This window comes from Streptomyces diacarni, assembly GCF_003323715.1.
In the GTDB taxonomy this organism is placed as follows: domain Bacteria; phylum Actinomycetota; class Actinomycetes; order Streptomycetales; family Streptomycetaceae; genus Streptomyces; species Streptomyces diacarni.
Genome location: NZ_QOIN01000042.1, coordinates 157,412 through 174,907, shown reverse-complemented (window position 1 = coordinate 174,907; position 17,496 = coordinate 157,412). Strand labels below are relative to the sequence as shown.

The 17,496-nt window shown below is 71.8% G+C and carries 16 protein-coding genes; 8 read left to right on the top strand and 8 right to left on the bottom strand.

The features are described 5' to 3' along the window. Positions 1 to 168: 168 nt before the first annotated feature. A complete protein-coding gene (locus tag DTL70_RS13255) occupies positions 169 to 2,481 on the bottom strand; it encodes a transglycosylase domain-containing protein (RefSeq protein WP_114022110.1) in 2,313 nt (770 codons plus the stop codon). A 566-nt stretch (positions 2,482 to 3,047) separates the two neighbouring features. On the opposite strand from DTL70_RS13255, the gene DTL70_RS13245 reads away from it, so the two are divergent. Then, positions 3,048 to 3,401 carry a WhiB family transcriptional regulator gene (locus DTL70_RS13245; protein WP_114022109.1) on the top strand — a complete coding sequence of 118 codons (354 nt, stop codon included), beginning with the start codon at positions 3,048 to 3,050 and terminating at the stop codon, positions 3,399 to 3,401. 279 nt (positions 3,402 to 3,680) lie between these two features. On the opposite strand, the gene bagB is transcribed toward DTL70_RS13245, so the two are convergent. Together bagB and bagA are read right to left on the bottom strand one after the other, a co-directional pair. After that, positions 3,681 to 5,192, bottom strand: a complete 1,512-nt coding sequence (bagB, locus tag DTL70_RS13240; RefSeq protein ID WP_114022108.1) for an ATPase BagB — start codon at positions 5,190 to 5,192, stop codon at positions 3,681 to 3,683. Positions 5,193 to 5,399: 207 nt separating this feature from the next. After that, on the bottom strand, positions 5,400 to 6,398 hold the full coding sequence (bagA, locus tag DTL70_RS13235) for an ATPase BagA (protein ID WP_114022107.1): 999 nt from the start codon (positions 6,396 to 6,398) through the stop codon (positions 5,400 to 5,402). A gap of 274 nt (positions 6,399 to 6,672) precedes the next feature. Between bagA and sp36 the strand changes: the two genes are divergently transcribed. The 4 genes from sp36 to DTL70_RS13215 all read left to right on the top strand — a co-directional run bounded on the left by sp36 (position 6,673) and on the right by DTL70_RS13215 (position 9,281). Then, on the top strand, positions 6,673 to 6,834 hold the full coding sequence (gene sp36 / locus DTL70_RS13230) for a Sp36 family protein (protein WP_003975360.1): 162 nt from the start codon (positions 6,673 to 6,675) through the stop codon (positions 6,832 to 6,834). Continuing rightward, complete coding sequence (locus DTL70_RS13225; RefSeq protein ID WP_114022106.1) at positions 6,831 to 7,295, top strand: RidA family protein; 465 nt, start codon at positions 6,831 to 6,833, stop codon at positions 7,293 to 7,295. Before sp36 ends, DTL70_RS13225 begins: the two co-directional genes overlap by 4 nt. A 94-nt stretch (positions 7,296 to 7,389) precedes the next feature. Then, positions 7,390 to 8,454 (top strand): NUDIX hydrolase, encoded by a 1,065-nt coding sequence (locus DTL70_RS13220; RefSeq protein ID WP_245979339.1) that lies wholly within the window; start codon positions 7,390 to 7,392, stop codon positions 8,452 to 8,454. Further along, entirely contained in the window at positions 8,451 to 9,281 is an 831-nt protein-coding gene (locus DTL70_RS13215; RefSeq protein WP_114022105.1) for an MBL fold metallo-hydrolase, read from the top strand. Before DTL70_RS13220 ends, DTL70_RS13215 begins: the two co-directional genes overlap by 4 nt. A 156-nt stretch (positions 9,282 to 9,437) precedes the next feature. On the opposite strand, the gene DTL70_RS13210 is transcribed toward DTL70_RS13215, so the two are convergent. Further along, positions 9,438 to 10,112, bottom strand: coding sequence for a Crp/Fnr family transcriptional regulator (locus tag DTL70_RS13210; protein ID WP_114022104.1), 675 nt, complete (start codon positions 10,110 to 10,112; stop codon positions 9,438 to 9,440). A 264-nt stretch (positions 10,113 to 10,376) separates the two neighbouring features. Between DTL70_RS13210 and nth the strand changes: the two genes are divergently transcribed. From nth to DTL70_RS13195, 3 genes are all read left to right on the top strand, one after another. Then, complete coding sequence (gene nth / locus DTL70_RS13205; RefSeq protein WP_114022103.1) at positions 10,377 to 11,594, top strand: endonuclease III; 1,218 nt, start codon at positions 10,377 to 10,379, stop codon at positions 11,592 to 11,594. A gap of 107 nt (positions 11,595 to 11,701) precedes the next feature. Continuing rightward, the gene (locus DTL70_RS13200) at positions 11,702 to 12,373 is read left to right on the top strand and encodes an NUDIX hydrolase (protein WP_114022251.1); all 672 of its coding nucleotides are present in this window, start codon (positions 11,702 to 11,704) and stop codon (positions 12,371 to 12,373) included. A 134-nt stretch (positions 12,374 to 12,507) separates the two neighbouring features. Next, the gene (locus DTL70_RS13195) at positions 12,508 to 13,707 is read left to right on the top strand and encodes a MarP family serine protease (protein ID WP_114022102.1); all 1,200 of its coding nucleotides are present in this window, start codon (positions 12,508 to 12,510) and stop codon (positions 13,705 to 13,707) included. A 48-nt stretch (positions 13,708 to 13,755) separates the two neighbouring features. On the opposite strand, the gene DTL70_RS13190 is transcribed toward DTL70_RS13195, so the two are convergent. From DTL70_RS13190 to nhaA, 4 genes are all read right to left on the bottom strand, one after another. Continuing rightward, positions 13,756 to 13,914 (bottom strand): hypothetical protein, encoded by a 159-nt coding sequence (locus DTL70_RS13190; RefSeq protein ID WP_423835464.1) that lies wholly within the window; start codon positions 13,912 to 13,914, stop codon positions 13,756 to 13,758. A gap of 263 nt (positions 13,915 to 14,177) precedes the next feature. Further along, on the bottom strand, positions 14,178 to 15,113 hold the full coding sequence (locus DTL70_RS13185; RefSeq protein WP_114022100.1) for an alpha/beta fold hydrolase: 936 nt from the start codon (positions 15,111 to 15,113) through the stop codon (positions 14,178 to 14,180). Further along, positions 15,110 to 15,577, bottom strand: a complete 468-nt coding sequence (locus DTL70_RS13180) for a phage holin family protein (protein WP_114022099.1) — start codon at positions 15,575 to 15,577, stop codon at positions 15,110 to 15,112. Before DTL70_RS13180 ends, DTL70_RS13185 begins: the two co-directional genes overlap by 4 nt. A 226-nt stretch (positions 15,578 to 15,803) precedes the next feature. Beyond that, the gene (gene nhaA / locus DTL70_RS13175) at positions 15,804 to 17,294 is read right to left on the bottom strand and encodes a Na+/H+ antiporter NhaA (RefSeq protein WP_114022098.1); all 1,491 of its coding nucleotides are present in this window, start codon (positions 17,292 to 17,294) and stop codon (positions 15,804 to 15,806) included. Positions 17,295 to 17,496 lie beyond the last annotated feature (202 nt).

Here is a 17,496-nt window from a genome sequence, read left to right as displayed (position 1 = left end):
CGGCCCGCCTGGCGCAGTATTCCTTCCGGCCTGCCTCGCCGGGTTGCCGTGCGGGACAGCCGGACAGCCGGACATTCGAACGTCCGGATATCCATTGCCGGTGCCGGCGGGCCTACGTGCGAGAGGGTCGGGCGCCGGTGTCGGCACCGGGCCCGGCCCCCGGGCCGGTTACGGCCAGCCGCCACCGCCGCCCACGTCCCATCCGCCGCCCCCGTTGCCGTTGCCGTTTCCGCCGGGCCAGCCGCCTCCGGGGCCTCCGCCGATACCGCCGCCGTTGTCGCCGCCTCCGACGAGGTCCGGCGGCACCGTCACGTCAGGCCAGGGGTCCGAGGGTGGGCCGCCGCCCCCGTCGTCGGCGTCGTCGTCCGGCGGGGGCGTGTTCGCGGGCGGCTCGGGGGGCGGCGACTGGGGTTTCTTGCCGCCCTTGCCGTCGCGGATCGGCACGCGGTGGAAGTCGGGCGCGTCCTCGTCCTTGAGTGCGCCCGTCATCGCGTCGCGCCAGATCGGTCCGGGCACCTCGCCGCCGAAGACCTTGGGGTAGGTGTGGCCACCGATGCTGATGTCGACCATCCTGGTGCGGTGCGCGGGGTCGCCGACCCACACAGCGCCGGACATGTTCGGGGTGTAGCCGACGAACCAGGCGGCGTACCGCTGGTCGGTCGTGCCCGTCTTGCCCGCGCTGTCGCGGCCGCTCAGCCCGGCCTTCTTGCCGGTGCCGTCCTCGACCACGCCGCGCAGCAGCGTGTTGACCGTGTCGGCGGTCTTCGTCTTCATGGCGCGCTTGCACTCGGTCTTCGGCACGTCGAGCTTCTTGCCCTGCGCGTCGGTGATCGACTCGATGGCGACGGGGGTGCAGTGCACGCCGCGGTTGGCGAAGGTGGCGTAGCCCTCGGCCATCGTCAGCGGTGACATCTCCTGCGTGCCGAGCGAGATCGAGGGGACCTGGTCGATCTTCTTCCCGTCGGCGCGCTCGATGCCCATCTTCTTGGCCATGTCGGTCACCGGGCAGATGCCGGTGTCCCCTATCAGCGAGACGAAGTAGGTGTTGACCGACTTCGCGATCGCCTCCTTCATCCGGTAGGGGCCGACCTCGCTGGAGTTCTCGTTCTCGACCGGTGCCTTGCCGCTCCACTTGCCCTTGCAGGTGTCGACGGGCGACGGGTACTGCATGCGGTAGGGGGAGGGGTACGACTTGTAGGGGGTGACGCCCTTGTCGAGCGCGGCCGCGGCGATCACCGGCTTGAAGGTGGAGCCGGGCTGGTAGCCGGCTCCGCCGCCCATGTCGTCGTCCACCGAGAGGTTTATCTGGGTCTCGTTGTTCTGCGCGTTGAAGCCGTAGGGGCGCGACTGGCCCATGCCCAGGATCTTTCCCGTGCCCGGCTGCACGATGGCCGCGGCGGTCGCGACCTTGTCGGACTGGTTGACGTGGGACCGGATCGAGTTCTGGACGGACTTCTGCGCCTTCGGATCGAGCGTGGTCTTGATGGTGAGACCGCCGCGGTTCCACCGCTTGGCCCGCTCCTTGCGGGTGTCGCCGAACGTCTCGCTGTTCAGGAAGACCCGCCGCACGTAGTCGCAGAAGAAGCCGGCGCCCATGGTCGAGGTGATGCAGCCGTTCTTCGGGCTGCTCACATCCAGGCCGAGCGGCTTCTCCTGGGCCTTCTTCGCCTCGGCGCGGGAGATGTGGTGGCGCACGGCCATCCGGTCGAGCACGACGTTGCGCCGCTTGAGGGCCTCGTCCTCGTGGACGACGGGGTCGTAGCGGGTCGGGGACTGGACGAGGCCCGCGATCAGGGCCGCCTCGTCCAGGTCCAGCTCCTTGGCCGACTTGGAGAAGTAGCGCTGGGCCGCCGCCTCGACGCCGTAGGCCTGCTGCCCGAAGAACGCGATGTTGAGGTAGTTCTCCAGGATCTGCTTCTTGCCCAGCTCCTCCTCGACCTGGATCGCGTACTTCAGCTCGCGGATCTTCCGGCCGATGGTCTGCTGGGTGGCCTGGGCGACCTTGTCGGGGTCGTTGCCGGCCTCCTCGACGAAGACGTTCTTCACGTACTGCTGGGTGAGGGTGGAGGCGCCCTGCGAGACCTCGCCGGAGCGCGCGTTGCGGTTCAGCGCCCGCAGGACGCCCTTGAGGTCGACGGCTCCGTGCTTGTAGAAGCGCGCGTCCTCGATGTCGACGATCGCCTTGCGTACGTACGGCGACATGTCGTCCAGGTCCACGACCGTGCGGTCACGGGAGTAGACCTTGGCGATCTCGCCGCCCTCGTTGTCGAGGATGGTGGTGCGCTGGCTGAGCGGGGGCCGTTTCATGTTGGCCGGCAGTTCGTCGAAGCCCTCGACCGTGCCCTTGGCCGCCAGGCCGAGCGTTCCGACGGCGGGCAGCGCGAGCCCGGCCATCACCGTCCCCGCCAGCACACTGACGCCGACGAACTTGGCGATCTGCTGGGGTCGGCTGACTCCGCGGCCCGCGCGCTTCTTAGCCATGAAGAAGAGCCTACGACGCCGCCGGCGCGGGGAACCCGCGGGGAAGCGTGGCAAACGCCGGACAGTGCCGTGATCCTCGCCTAGTCTGAGCCCGTCGTCACTCCGGTACCGCCGCTCACTTCCGCCTCACGAGCACCTCACCTTCGCCTCACGAGCACCTCTCCCCGCCTCGTGAGCACCTCACCTCCGCCTCACGAGCACCCTCGGTTCGTCTCATGAGCACATGCGGTTCGTCTCACGAGTACGGCGGTGGCGGTGTCGGGGACGGTGCCGGGAGATCCCGACGGGTCAGGATCTGGCCGGTTTCCGGCCCTGCCGGGCCGACCGTGGCCGGTTCCCGGTCGGTTCCCCCTCGCCCCGCCTGCGACGCTGTCCCCTACGGCACCTCTTCGTCACTCCGTTGGGTGATGTGACAGGCACGCATAGTCCGTTCGGGCCATGCAAGATTGGGCCCGAAGGGGGTGTTGCGTCCGGACTTCTCTTCCGTAACGTCCTCAACTGGCAACGGTGAATATGCCGTTCACCGCCGTGGGGGAGCCTCGATTCGGGAGAGGACGGCACCGGCAATGAGCTGGGTTACAGATTGGAGCGCGCAGGCGGCCTGCCGCTCTACGGATCCGGACGAACTGTTCGTGCAGGGGGCCGCGCAGAACCGCGCGAAAGCCGTGTGCACGGGCTGCCCGGTCCGCACGGAATGTCTCGCCGACGCTCTGGACAACCGCGTGGAGTTCGGAGTCTGGGGAGGAATGACCGAGCGCGAGCGGAGAGCGTTGCTGCGCCGCCGCCCCACGGTCACGTCCTGGCGGCGACTACTGGAGACCGCGCGCTCGGAGTACGAGCGCAGCAGCGGCATCATGCTGCCAGTCGAGGTGCAACTCGACGCGGCCGAGAACGAACCGCGGTACGCCGCTGTGGGCTGAGCCCTCGCGAGACGCGTGCTGCGTGCGGCCTGCTGCATGCCGCCTGCCGCCTGCTACGAGAGGCGTTCTGGGAGACGTGCTGCTGAGCGCGGGAGAACCAGGCGAAACGGTCCTGCTGCCGGCTCCGGCGAAACGGTCCTGCTGCTCGTTCAGCAGAAACGGTCCTGCCAGGGCTCGGCGCGGTAGGGCGGTAGGTTCGTCCCTCGCGGACTCCTCGCGGACTCCTCGCGGACTCCTCGCGGACTCCTCGCGGACTCCTCGCGGGCAGACGCGGGCGGCTCAGCGGGAGTCGGCCGGACGGTGTGAGGCGGGAGTCTCCTCCGCGTGCTGGTGGGCCAGGCGTTCTCCGATGGTGCGCAGTCCTGTCAGGTCGTGGACGTCACCGGGGAGCGCGGGGACTTCGGCCAGCGCCACCTCCGGGTGGAGCGTGGTGAAGCGGTCGCGGGTGCGCCGCTCGCGTGCCAGCAGGCGCATGCGCTCCGCGTGCAGCCGCAGGAGCCCCGCCGCCAGTCCGACGGCGTCGTCCGTCGCGGTCGTCTCCGCCGTGTCCGCGTCGGACGGGTGCGGGCCGGAGCCCGCCGGGGAGTCCGAGGCGGGGGAGCCGTCCTCGGCAGCCACGGCGGCTTGGGGAGCCGGGGCAGCTTCGGAAGCCACGGGGACTTCGGGTGTCTCGGGCGCCACGGAGGCCGCGCTGTCTGCGCGGGATGCGGGGTCTTCGGGGGGCACGGAAGTCTGGGGAGCCTCGTGCGCCTCCAGGGCTTCCGCGTCGGCCGCCGGAGCGCTCCGCACGACACTCTTCCCTGGGCGGTGATCGACAATGCCGTCGATTTCAAGATTTTCAGCAGTGAGCGTCTCCGCTGCGGCCAGGGCCCGCTCAGCGCTCAGCCCGGCCGCGGCGCCGCCGTGCATCCGGTTGAGTACGAGTCCTGCCAGCGGCATCCGGTCGGCGGCCAGGCGTTCCACGAAGTACGCGGCTTCGCGCAGCGCGTCCCGTTCGGGTGCGGCGACGACGAGGAAGGCGGTGCCCGGCGCCTGGAGCAGCTGGTAGGTCGCGTCGGCGCGGGCGCGGAAGCCGCCGAACATGGTGTCCATCGCGGCCACGAACGTCTGCACGTCGCGCAGCAGCCCCGCGCCCAGCAGTTTGTCGAGGGCGCCGGTGACCATGGACAGGCCGGCCATGGACAGGTTCACGACCTTCATCCCGGCGCGCCCGCCGACCCTCGCGGGGGCCATCAGCATGCGGATGAGCTTCCCGTCGAGGAAGGAGCCGAGTCGCTTGGGGGCGTCGAGGAAATCCAGGGCGGAACGGGAGGGCGGGGTGTCGACGACGATCAGGTCCCACTCGTCTCCGGCGCGCAGCTGGCCGAGTTTCTCCATCGCCATGTATTCCTGCGTGCCGGCGAAGCCCGCCGAAAGCGACTGGTAGAAGGGGTTCTCCAGGATCGCCCTGGCGCGGTCGGGGTCGGCGTGCGCCTCGACGACCTCGTCGAACGTCCGCTTCATGTCGAGCATCATCGCGTGGAGTTCACCGCCCGCCGAGGTGTCGATGCCGGGCACCTCGCGGGGGACGTTGTCCAGCTCGGTGAGGCCCATCGACTGGGCGAGCCGCCGTGCGGGGTCGATGGTCAGCACGACGGTCCTGCGGCCGCGTTCCGCCGCGCGGACGCCCAGCGCGGCGGCCGTGGTGGTCTTGCCGACGCCTCCGGACCCGCAGCAGACGACGATCCGCGTCGCGGGATCGTCGAGAAGGGGGTCGACGTCCAGCACGTCGGTGGCCGGCGGCGTGCTCATGGAAGCCTCTCCTTGCGGTGGGCGGAATCGGGTTCCCCGAGCCGGGCGGGTTTCGCGGCTCGCGCCCGCGTAACGGCTCGTGTCGGCGCGACGGTCTGCGCCGGTGCAACGGCTCGGGCCGGTTCCACGGCTCGCGCCCGCGTAACGGCTCGCGTCGGCTCCACGGCTCGCGTCGGATCCGCCGCGTTCACGGGTGTCGTCCTGCGCTCACGCGGGTTCTCCCGTGTGCCACCGGTCGTGCAATGCGGTGGCGAGCCCGTAGAGGCCGGGCAGGTCCACGCCCTCGCTCAGCCGGCCGAGTTCCCGCACGGGCAGCCCCTGCGCGCGCAGTTCGGTGCGCAGTCCGCGTTCGAGGGCGACGCGTTCGGCGTGCTCCCGGCCCTGCTCCAGCAGCGGCGCGACGAGCCGCTCGGCGTGTCCGCCGCCCCCCGCGGTGCCGAGTCCGGCCTGGGAGAAGGCCCGGGCGAGGGCGCCGGTGAGCTCGTCGGTGTGCCGGTGCGGGGCGAGGAGCTGGTCCTCGCCGGGGAGGCCCGCGCGCACCATGTTGACCACGACGGAGGCGGCCGGGAGTCCGGCGGCCCGCAGCTCGGCGATGCCGTCGACGGTCTCCTGGACCGGCATCTCCTCCAGCAGCGTCACCAGGTGCACCGCGGTCTGGGGCGACTTGAGGACGCGCATCACGGCCTGGGCCTGGTTGTGGACGGGGCCGACCTTGGCGAGCCCCGCGACCTCCTCGTTGACGCCGAGGAAGCGGGTGATGCGGCCGGTGGGCGGGGCGTCCATGACGACGGCGTCGTAGACGGGGCGCTGTCGCTTGTCCCTGCGCCGGACGGCCTCGCACGCCTTTCCGGTCAGCAGCACGTCGCGCAGTCCGGGGGCGATCGTCGTCGCGAAGTCGATGGCCCCCAGCCGCTTGAGGGCGCGGCCGGCGCTGCCGAGTTTGTAGAACATCTGGAGGTAGTCGAGGAGGGCCCGCTCGGCGTCGATGGCGAGCGCGTGGACCTCGCCGTCCCCGTGCGAGACGGCGATCTTGCGCTCCTCGTAGGGCAGCGGCGCGGTCTCGAAGAGCTGTGCGATGCCCTGGCGGCCCTCCACCTCGACGAGCAGCGTCCGCTTTCCGCCGCGCGCCAGAGCCAGCGCGAGAGCGGCGGCGACCGTCGTCTTGCCGGTGCCGCCCTTGCCGGTCACTACGTGAAGCCTGCCCACGGCTGGGAGCCTAATTCTTCGCCGTCGGCCCGGCGAGACCCGGCCGGGAACCCGGAAGCGGACGGGGTCGGGCGGGCAGCCGCTTTCCGGGCGTGACGGGACGGGACGGGACGGGCGCCGGCGGCCGGTTCCGGTGGCCGGTTCCGGTGGTCTGGGGCGCTGTTCCCCCTACCTGAGGCGCCGTTCACATGCCGTGGGTATGGCCGCTCAGTGCCGGGGGATGGCCGTTCCCGGGGCGTGGGGGAGGAGGCCGCGCGTTCGTTAGGGTCTTCCCATGACGAAGTGGGAATACGCGACCGTGCCGCTGTTGGTGCACGCGACCAAGCAGATTCTGGACACCTGGGGCGAGGACGGCTGGGAGCTCGTCCAGGTCGTGCCAGGGCCGAACAACCCCGAGCAGCTCGTGGCCTACCTGAAGCGGGAGAAGCAGGCGTGAGTGCGGTCGAGGACAGGATCGCGCAGCTGGGACTGTCCCTGCCCGAGACCGCCACCCCGGCCGGCGTCTACGTCCCGGCCGTACGCACCGGTCGGTACGTGTACACCGCGGGGCAGCTTCCGCTGGTGTCGGGCACGCTGCCGACGACCGGCAAGGTCGGTGCGGAGGTCACGCCGGAAGAGGCGAAGGACCTGGCGCGCACCGCCGCGCTGAACGCGCTGTCGGCCGTGAAGTCCGTCGCCGGGGACCTGGACAACGTCGCACGTGTCGTCAAGGTCACCGGTTTCGTCGCGTCCGCACCCGACTTCACCGGTCAGCCGGGCGTCGTCAACGGCGCCAGCGAGCTGCTCGGTGAGGTGCTGGGCGACAAGGGCGTGCACGCGCGCAGCGCGGTCGGCGTGGCCGTCCTGCCGCTGGACGCCCCCGTCGAGGTCGAGATCCAGGTCGAACTGACCGACTGAGACGCCTGACCGGCACGTCCGCTCCGGTCACCATCGCGGTGCTCGCGGCCCGCCGCCTCTCGAACATCGAAGCGGCGGGCCGTAGCATCCGCCCATGTCGTCCACCTCCTCCACCTCGTCCGCCTCGCCCTCCGGGAGCCGTCGGCCCCGCACGGGGCCGGGTCAGGAGCCTGCCGGGTCGGGTCGGGAGTCCGCCGAGTCGGGTCAGGAGTCCGCAGGGGCGGGCCAGACGTCCGCAGGGGCCGTGCCGGGCCAGGGGCCCGCCGGGGCCGGGCAGCAGCCCGCAGAGACCGGCCAGGAGCCTGCCGGGAGAGGCCAGTGGTACCCGCCCGAGTGGCCCGAGCGCATCCGTGCGCTGGCCGCCGGCGAGCTCACCCCGGTGACCCCGCGTACCGCCGCCACCGTCATGCTCCTGCGGGACACCGCGGAGGGCCCCGTCGTCCACATGCTGCGCCGCCGCACCTCGATGGCCTTCGCGGGTGGTGCGTACGCCTACCCCGGCGGCTCCGTCGATCCGCGGGACGCCCGCGGGGCCGACACGGCGGGGCCCACCCCCGCGCAGTGGGCGGAACGGCTGGGCACCGACGAGGCGACGGCACACGCGATCGTCTGCGCCGCCGTGAGGGAGACGTTCGAGGAGGCCGGCGTGCTGCTGGCCGGACCCGACCCGCACACCGTCGTCGCCGACACCACGGGGGACGACTGGGAGGCCGACCGCGCGGCCCTGGTCGCACACGAGCTGTCCTTCGCCGACTTCCTCGACCGCCGGGGACTCGTCCTGCGGGGCGACCTGCTGGGCGCCTGGGCCCGCTGGATCACACCCGAGTTCGAGAAGCGGCGCTACGACACGTACTTCTTCGTCGCCGCCCTCCCCGAAGGGCAGCGCACCCGCAACGCCTCCACCGAGGCAGACCGCACCGTCTGGGTACGCCCCCAGGAGGCCGCAGCCGGGTACGACAGGGGCGACCTGCTGATGATGCCGCCCACCATCGCGACCCTGCGGGCGCTCGCGCCGTACACGGGCGTGGCGGACGCGCTGGCCGGATCCGCCGCACGCGATCTGACACCTGTTCTCGCGCGGGCCCGCCTGGACGGCGGGGAGATCGTGCTCAGCTGGCCCGGACACGACGAGTTCACCAAGAGGATCGATCCCGCATGACCGACACCGCGGCACTCCCAGGGCAGCCTCGCTCAGGCGACATCACCGGCTGGGCGAGCACCCGCGCGTACTGCGTCCTGGCGCCCAACCCCTCGCCCATGACGCTCGACGGCACCAACACCTGGATCGTGGCCGAGCCCGACTCCGACCTGGCCGTCGTCATCGACCCGGGACCGCTGGACGACACGCACCTGCGGAACGTCGTCGCCACCGTCGAGCGGCAGGGCAGACGGGTGGCGCTCACGCTGCTCACCCACGGCCACCCGGACCACGCGGAGGGCGCGGCGCGCTTCGCCGAGCTGACGGGCACGCCCGTACGCGCCCTCGACCCGGCGCTCCGCCTGGGCGAGGAGGGGCTGGCCGGCGGGGACGTCGTCACGACGGGCGGCCTCGAACTGCGCGTCGTGCCCACCCCGGGACACACCGCCGACTCGCTCTCCTTCCACCTGCCCGCCGACGCCGCCGTGCTCACGGGCGACACGGTGCTCGGGCGCGGCACCACCGTCGTCGCCCACCCGGACGGCGGGCTCGGGGACTACCTCGACTCCCTGCGCGCCCTGCGCTCCCTGACGGTCGACGACGGCGTCAGCCACGTCCTCCCCGGGCACGGCCCCGTCCTCGCCGACGCGCAGGGAGCCCTCGACCACTACCTGGCCCACCGCGCCAAACGGCTCGCCCAGGTGGAGGCCGCCGTCGAGGCAGGGCACCGCAGCGCGCACGAGGTCGTCGCCCACGTCTACGCGGACGTCGACAGATCGCTGTGGCCGGCGGCGCAGCTGTCCGTACGGGCACAGCTCGACTACCTCGCGGAGCGCGGGGTGGTGTGACGGTGGCTGACCACGTGTGAGGCCAGCGTGTGAGCACGTCTGCGTGCGAGCGCAGGTAAGGGGCGTCCTCCATGGAGAACGCCCCTTACACGACGTACTGACGCACGGACGTACTGACGCACATGAGGTGCGGGAAGGGCGCGACGGCGAGGCCGGTCAGCGGGAGCGCTTGGCCAGCCGCTCGATGTCCAGCAGGATCACGGCACGGGCCTCCAGCCGCAGCCAACCGCGCCCCGCGAAGTCGGCCAGCGCCTTGTTGACCGTCTCGCGGGAGGCACCCACCAGCTGCGCCAGCTCCTCCTGCGTGAGGTCGTGCACGACGTGGATGCCCTCTTCGGACTGCACCCCGAACCGCCGGGACAGGTCGAGCAGCTGCTTGGCCACGCGCCCCGGCACGTCAGAGAAGACCAGGTCGGACATGGAGTCGTTGGTGCGCCGCAGCCGCCGGGCGATCGCCCGCAGCAGGGCCGAGGCCACCTCGGGGCGGGCGTTCAGCCAGGGCTGCAGGTCGCCGTGGCCCAGGCCCAGCAGCTTGACCTCGGTCAACGCCGAGGCCGTCGCCGTACGCGGACCCGGGTCGAACAGGGACAGCTCGCCGATCAGCTCGCCCGGGCCCAGGACCGCGAGCATGTTCTCCCGGCCGTCGGGCGAGGTGCGGTGCAGCTTCACCTTGCCCTCGGTCACCACGTAGAGGCGGTCACCCGGGTCACCCTCGTGGAAGAGGGCCTCACTGCGAGCCAGCGTCGTCTCCGTCATGGAGGCGCGCAGCTCAGCAGCCTGCTCCTCATCGAGCGCCGCGAAGAGCGGGGCGCGCCGTAGAACGTCGTCCACGAGTTCTCTCCTTGTCGACCTGCCCATGGGGTCCGTGGATCCCATGATGCCGGACGGTGAAACCATGCGATCAGTCACAGCAATCAGTCCCAAGTTTGACGCACTCATGCCGTGGGCCCCAACGCGGGGCGCGCTAGGGCCTCGGATCGGCTGCGTGAGCCACGAATGTCGGTGGGCGCCCTTACGCTGGCCGAGTGTCCCCCGGCCACGGAGTGAATCGACGGGCGGGGGCCTGGACGGGTGACGGTGACGGAGGATTCCGCTGTGAGCGAACACGAGTCCCCCAAGGGGACGACGGGCCGGACGACGACGGGCGAGAAGGCCGCCCCGGAGCCCGGGAAGGCCGCTCCGAAGAAGGCGTCCCCCGAGAAGGCGGCCACCAAGCGTGCCGCCACCAAAACGGCCCCCACGGCGTCCAGCGGCGCCACCGGAGCGAAGAAGACGGCCTCGGGGAAGAAGGCCGCCGCCTCGCAGAAGACAGCCACGTCGAAGAAGGCAGCCGCCACGAAAACAGCGGCCTCCAAGACAGCGGCTTCCAAGACAGCGGCTTCCAAGACGACGGCTTCCAAGACGACGGCTTCCAAGACAGCCGCCACTAAGACAGCGGCCAAGAAGGGCACCGCCTCCAAGCGGGGGGCGGCGGGGAAGAAGGCCACTGCCGCCAAGCAGGCGGCCGGCACGAGGCCGGAGTCGCAGGAGTCCAAGGCGAAACGGGCGGCGCGGATCAACGACGCGCTGGCTGAGGTGTACTACTACGCGCACCCGGAACTCGATTTCGAGAATCCGTTCGAATTGCTGGTGGCGACCGTTCTCTCCGCCCAGACGACCGACCTGCGCGTCAACCAGACGACACCCGCCCTCTTCGCCGCGTACCCCACCCCTGAGGACATGGCCGCCGCCAACCCGGAGGAGCTCGAGGAGCTGATCCGTCCCACCGGGTTCTTCCGCTCGAAGGCGAAGTCGCTGCTGGGGCTCTCGGCCGCCCTGCGGGACGACTTCGGGGGCGAGGTTCCCGGCACCGTCGAGGAGCTGGTGAAGCTGCCCGGTGTCGGCCGCAAGACGGCGTTCGTGGTGATGGGCAACGCGTTCGGCCTCCCAGGACTGACCGTCGACACCCACTTCGGGCGCCTTGTGCGCCGCTGGAAGCTCACCGAGCAGACGGACGCCGTGAAGGTCGAGCAGGAGATCGACGACCTGCTGCCGGAGAGCGAGTGGACGATGTTCTCGCACCGCACGATCTTCCACGGCCGCCGCATCTGTCACTCACGCAAGCCGGCCTGCGGTGCCTGCCCCATCGCCGAGCTGTGCCCCTCGTACGGGGAGGGCGAGACCGACCCGGAGAAGGCGAAGAAGCTGCTCAAGTACGAGATGGGCGGTCAGCCGGGCCAGCGTCTCAAGCCGCCGGCCGACTATCCGGGACAGCCCGCGCCGCCGCTGCCCTCGCGCGCGGCGCCCGAGGGCGGCAGCGGAGCCGCCCGGTGACGCCTGCCAGGCACCACTCCCAGCAGTCCCACCACACCCCTCAGTCCCACGCCTCCGAGCCGGCCCGGCACCTCCGGCCCTCCCCGTCCCCGTCGCCGGCTGGCGGTCTGCCGTCGGTGGAGGTCAGCGGGCGCGGCCTGCCCGACTGGCTGGCGCCCGTACGGGACGCCGCCGAGACGGTGGAGGCGAGCCAGCTCAGCCGTTTCCTGCCGCCGCCCGACGGCGGTGGCCGTCCCTCCGCCGTCCTCGTGCTGTTCGGCGAGGGCAAGGAGGGGCCGGAGCTGCTGTTGATCCAGCGGGCCTCCAGCCTGCGTTCGCACGCCGGTCAGCCGTCCTTCCCCGGTGGCTCGCTCGATCCGGAGGACGGCGATCCGCAGGGGGACGGAAGGCTGCGTGCGGCGCTCCGCGAGGCGGAGGAGGAGACAGGACTCGATCCCTCCGGCGTGCAGGTGTTCGGAGTGCTGCCGAGCCTGTACATCCCGGTCAGCGGCTTCGTCGTCACGCCCGTGCTCGGCTGGTGGCACCGCCCCAGCCCGGTGGCGCCCGTTGATCCGGCGGAGACGGCCCGCGTGTTCACCGTCCCCGTCACCGAGCTCACCGACCCGGCCAACCGCGCCATGGCCGTCCACCCGGCCGGGCACGTGGGCCCTGCCTTCATGGTCGGATCCGCGCTGGTGTGGGGGTTCACCGCGGGGGTCATCGACCGGCTCCTGCACTACGCCGGCTGGGAGCGCCCCTGGGACCACGACCGCCGGGTGCCCCTCGACTGGCACGCGTGATTCTCGCTCCCCGCCCCCGTGAGACGGTGTCTTTCCCGTCCCCCGTAGGTTCCCCACGGAACGTTCCGCACGGAGCGCCCTTCGGGGAAGGCGGGCGGGGCAGGTCGAAGTGAACCCGAGGCGAGGATGATTCGGTGAACGTGCTGGACGTACTGCTGATCGTGGCAGCCGTGTGGTTCGCGATCGTCGGATACCGCCAGGGCTTCGTCGTCGGCATCCTGTCCGTCCTCGGCTTCCTCGGCGGCGGCCTGGTGGCGCTGCTCGTGCTGCCTCTCCTGTGGGACCAGTTCACCGACGGCAGCCGGCCCGGTCCCGGCATGGCGATCGGCGCCGTCGTCGTCGTGATCGTCTGCGCCTCGGTCGGGCAGGCGCTCACCACCCACCTGGGCAACAAGCTGCGGCAGTACATCACCTGGTCGCCCGCGCGTGCGCTGGACGCGACCGGGGGTGCGCTCGTCAACGTCCTCGCGATGCTGTTCGTCGCCTGGCTGCTGGGCACGGCGCTGGCCGGCACCTCCCTGACGACGCCCGGCAAGGAAGTGCGCGGCTCGGCGATCCTGCACGGCGTCGACCAGGTCATGCCGGAGCAGAGCAACCGCTGGTTCGACGACTTCGCCTCGCTGCTGGCCGAGAACGGCTACCCGCAGGTCTTCTCGCCGTTCTCCGACGAGCCGATCCGCGACGTCTCCCCGCCCGACCCGAAGCTGGCGGGCAGCCCCGTGTCCGAGCGCGCCAGACGCAGCATCGTCAAGGTCGTCGGTACGGCGCCCGGCTGCGGCAAGGAGCTGGAGGGCACCGGATTCGTCTTCTCGCCCGGCAAGGTGATGACGAACGCGCACGTCGTCGGCGGCGTCGAGCACCCGACCGTGCAGGTCGGCGGCGAGGGAGCGCGCCACGAGGGCCGCGTCGTGCTCTACGACTGGAAGCGCGACATCGCCGTCATCGACGTCCCCGGGCTGCGCGCGCCCGTGCTGCGCTTCGCCGAGCAGGACGCCGACAGCGGGGACGGCGCCATCGTCGCCGGCTTCCCGGAGAACGGCGGCTACGACGTACGTTCCGCGCGAGTACGCGGCCGCGTCCACGCCAAAGGCCCCGACATCTACCACCGGGGCACCGTCAACCGCGACGTCTACTCCCTCTACGCCATGATCCGGCAGGGCAACTCCGGCGGCCCGCTGCTCACGCCCGACGGCCGGGTCTACGGCGTCGTGTTCGCCAAGTCCCTGGACGACGACCGCACCGGCTACGCGCTGAGCATCGACGAGATCCGCGACGACATCGTCCGGGGCCGCACGGCGCAGCTTCCGGTCGACACCCAGGGCTGCGCGCTCTGAGGCGTACCCCGCGCTCCGCGGCGCCGTGGCGTCGAAGCCGCGGAGGTGTCAGGTGCGGGTGTGCCGCAGTCTGGCGCCCACCCAGCGCGCACGGCGGCGCAGGATGCGTGGAATGCCCAGCTCGGCGTGCGCGGGATGCGGCGGGGCGGCGGCACGGGGGGAGAACTGGCCGCGCTGTCCCCTCAGATGCCCGCGGTTACGTGCCACGTCACCAAAGTCGTGCGTCAAGCCCATACCGGCTCCCTGCCCCTGGCTCATGGTCAGTAATCGCCCGTACGCCCCTCATTCGGCCTATGCGGCGGGCATGTGTACGAGGCGGAGGGGAAGCGGACGGAAAGCGCAGGGGAAGCGGAGGGGAAGTGTGACCCGCGCGGGGCCCCGCGGCCCGGCAGGCCGCTGCACCCGCGCGTCACGGCGCCCGCGCGCCCCTGTGTCACGGCGCCCGCGCGTCACGGCGCCCCCGCAGTGGTTCAGCGGTCCGGTTCCGGGTCGCTGAGCCAGTGCACCAGTTCGCTGGTGAAGGTCTGCGGGTCCTCCTCGTGCGGCCAGTGCCCCAGCCCGTCGAAGAGGCGCCAGCGGTACGGGGCCTCGACGTACTCCCCCGACCCCGCGGCGCTGCGCGTGCGCGCCACCGGATCGAGTGAACCGTGCAGATGCAGCGTCGGCACCCGCACAGGGCGCTTCATCCTGCGGTAGAACTGCACCCCGTCAGGACGGGCCAGCGACCGCACCAGCCACCGGTACGGCTCCACCGAGCAGTGCGCAGTGGAGGGCACGCACATCGCGCGCCGGTAGTTCTCGACCGCGGCGTCCTCTGTCGGGCCCGCCAGCTTCGGACCCGCCCATTCCCTGATCAGCTTTCCCACCAAGGCGCCCTCGTCCGCGACGAGTTGACGCTCGGGCACCCAGGGGCGCTGAAAGCCCCAGATGTGGGAGCTGGCCGCCGTCTGGCGCACGTCGGCCAGCATGGCGGCCCGCCAGCGGCGGGGGTGGGGCATCGAGACGGCCACGAGCCGGCGGATCAGCTTGGGCCGCATCACCGCAGCCGTCCATGCCAGGTAGCCGCCCAGGTCGTGTCCGACCAGCGCCGCGTCCGGCTCGCCCAGGGAGCGGATGACCCCGGTCACGTCGAGCGCGAGGTTGGCCGGGTCGTAGCCGCGCGGCGTACGGTCGCTGCCGCCGACCCCGCGCAGGTCCATCGCCACAGCGCGGTAACCGGCGTCCGCGAGCGCGGGGAGCTGGTGCCGCCACGCCCACCAGTACTGCGGGAAGCCGTGCAGCAGCAGCACCAGCGGCCCCTCACCCATTTCGGTGATGTGGAAGCGTGCTCCGTTGGCGGCCACGTCCCGGTGAATCCAGGGGCCCTCGGGACGGATCACGGCCGCGGGACTGTCTGCGAGCGTCATACGGACGAGCGTGTCACACCCTGCAACTGCGGGCGCTCCTTGCCTCCGTTGTCCGCACGGGGGTGCGGCTTGGCGTGCGAGAGCACGGACGCGCTCTGCTTGGCCGAGGCCACCGACTTCTGCGGGCTCTTGCTCTTGGCCACCCTCTTGAACTTGGCCAGCGCCAGCAGCAGGAGGATCAGCGCGAGCAGGATGAAGGCGCCGCCCACGATCAGAAACGACCAGGCGAGGCCGAGCCCCAGGTTGTGGATGCCGAAGGCGGCGGCGAAGCTCAGCACCGGCAGGGCGAAGAGCAGCAGGACACCGGCGACCACGGCGGCGCCGCTGCCCAGCACCCCGCGCTTGACGTCCTGCCGCAGTTCGACCTTGGCCAGCGCGATCTCGTCGTGCACCAGTGCGGACATCTCCGCAGTGGCCGCCGCGACCAACTGGCCGAGGCTGCGGCCGTCGTCGGCTGCGCTCATCGCTGTGTCTCCCTTGCTCCTCGTACGGGCCCGCGGCGTACGGGCTCGCGCTCTGCGGTCCCGCGGCGTGCAGGCCCGCGTGTGCGGACCCGCCGTGTGCGGGGCCGCGGTGTGCGGTCCCGCCGTGTGCGGGGCCGTGGCGTGCGGGCGGGCCCGTGGGTGCGGGCCCGGGGCTTCCCTGGCTAGTGCCCGGATTACCGACCGGTCAACATGCCGTGGGCTCCGATCATGCCGGACCATCGTCCGTCACGTCCCGGCCCCTGGCCACCTCGGCGAGCCTGCGGTGCTCGTCCGCTCTCGCCTCGTACAGCGCCGCCATCCGCAGATGGAAGTCCGGGTCGTGCTCCTCGTACACGTCAGGGACGCCGTCGCCGTCCTCGTCGCGGTCCTCGGCCTCCAGCAGCGAACGGTGTCTGCGGGCCCGGAGCTTGAGCAGCACGCCCGCCACGAGCGCGGCCAGCAGCGAACCGGTCAGCACGGCGGCCTTCGCCTCGTCGGCGAGGGCCCCCGCCCCGCCCGCGAACGCCAGGTCACTGATCAGGAGAGAGACGGTGAAACCGATACCGGAAAGAGTGGCGACGGCCAGCACGTCGGCCCACGCCAGGTCCCGGTTCAGCTCCGCCCTGGTGAAGCGCGCCGCCGCCCAGGCGCCACCGAACACGCCGAGCGTCTTGCCCACCAGCAGCCCGAGCACCACCCCCAGGGTCTCCGGCTTGGTGAACACGTCCGTCATCGCGCCGCCCGAGACGGCGACACCCGCCGCGAACAGCGCGAAGAGCGGCACGGCGAGCCCGGCCGACAACGGCCTGACCAGGTGTTCGATGTGCGCCGCCGGAGAGGTCCGTTCCCCCTCCCGGACCGTGCAGCGCAACATCAGCCCCATCGCCACCCCCGCCACCGTGGCGTGCACCCCGCTGGCGTGCATCAGCCCCCAGACGACGACCGCGAGCGGCACGTACACATACCAGCCCCGCACACCCCTGTGGTGCAGGAACCAGAACACCGCCAGCCCCGCGACCGCCCCCGCCAGCGCGCCGAAGCTGATGCCCGCCGAGTAGAAGACGGCGATGATCACGATGGCGCCCAGGTCGTCCACCACCGCGAGCGTCAGCAGGAAGGCGCGCAGCGACGAGGGCAGCCCCGTGCCGAGTACGGCCAGCACGCCCAGCGCGAACGCGATGTCCGTCGCCATCGGGATCGCCCAGCCCCGCGGGTCGCCGCCGCCGGCCGCCGCCGAGGCCACGTAGAACAGCGCCGGAACCGCCATCCCGCACACCGCGGAGACGATCGGCAGCGCCGCCGCCCGCGGATCGCGCAGCTCACCCGCGACCAGCTCGCGTTTGAGTTCGATCCCGGCGACGAAGAAGAAGAGCGTCAGCAGACCGTCCTTGGCCCAGTCCGCCACCGACAGGTGCAGGTGCAGTGCCTCGGGCCCGAGGTGGAAGTCCCTGACGCTCTCGTAGAAGCCGCTGAGGCCGGTGTTGGCCAGCAGCAGCGCCAGCACGGCGGCGACCAGCAGGAGCGTGCCGCCCACGGTCTCGGTGCGCAGCGCGTCCGCGAGGTACTTCCGTTCCCCCAGCGGCAGCCTGCCGAGAAAGACGGAGACCTTCCTGCGCGGAGGGGATCCGGGTGCCTCGGGCGAGCGGGGTGACCCGGCGGGTGGGATCGGCTGGGCGGGTGGGGGCTGCGGGGCGTGTGGGTCGGTCGGCGGAGTCATGCTGGCCAGGCCTCCAGGGCTGGTCGCGGACACACCTGCGGTGTGTGCCGACCAGACTTCCCGGCTCGCCCCTCGTCCTTGGCACGTTCTTTACGCGCCTCCACCAGGGTAACCAACACGAGCGAGGGGGCGGCCGGGCGTGTCGCCGGCCGCCCCCTCGCGCGGTCCCGGTGGTTCCGCTCCGCGTCGGAAGGTGCGCTTC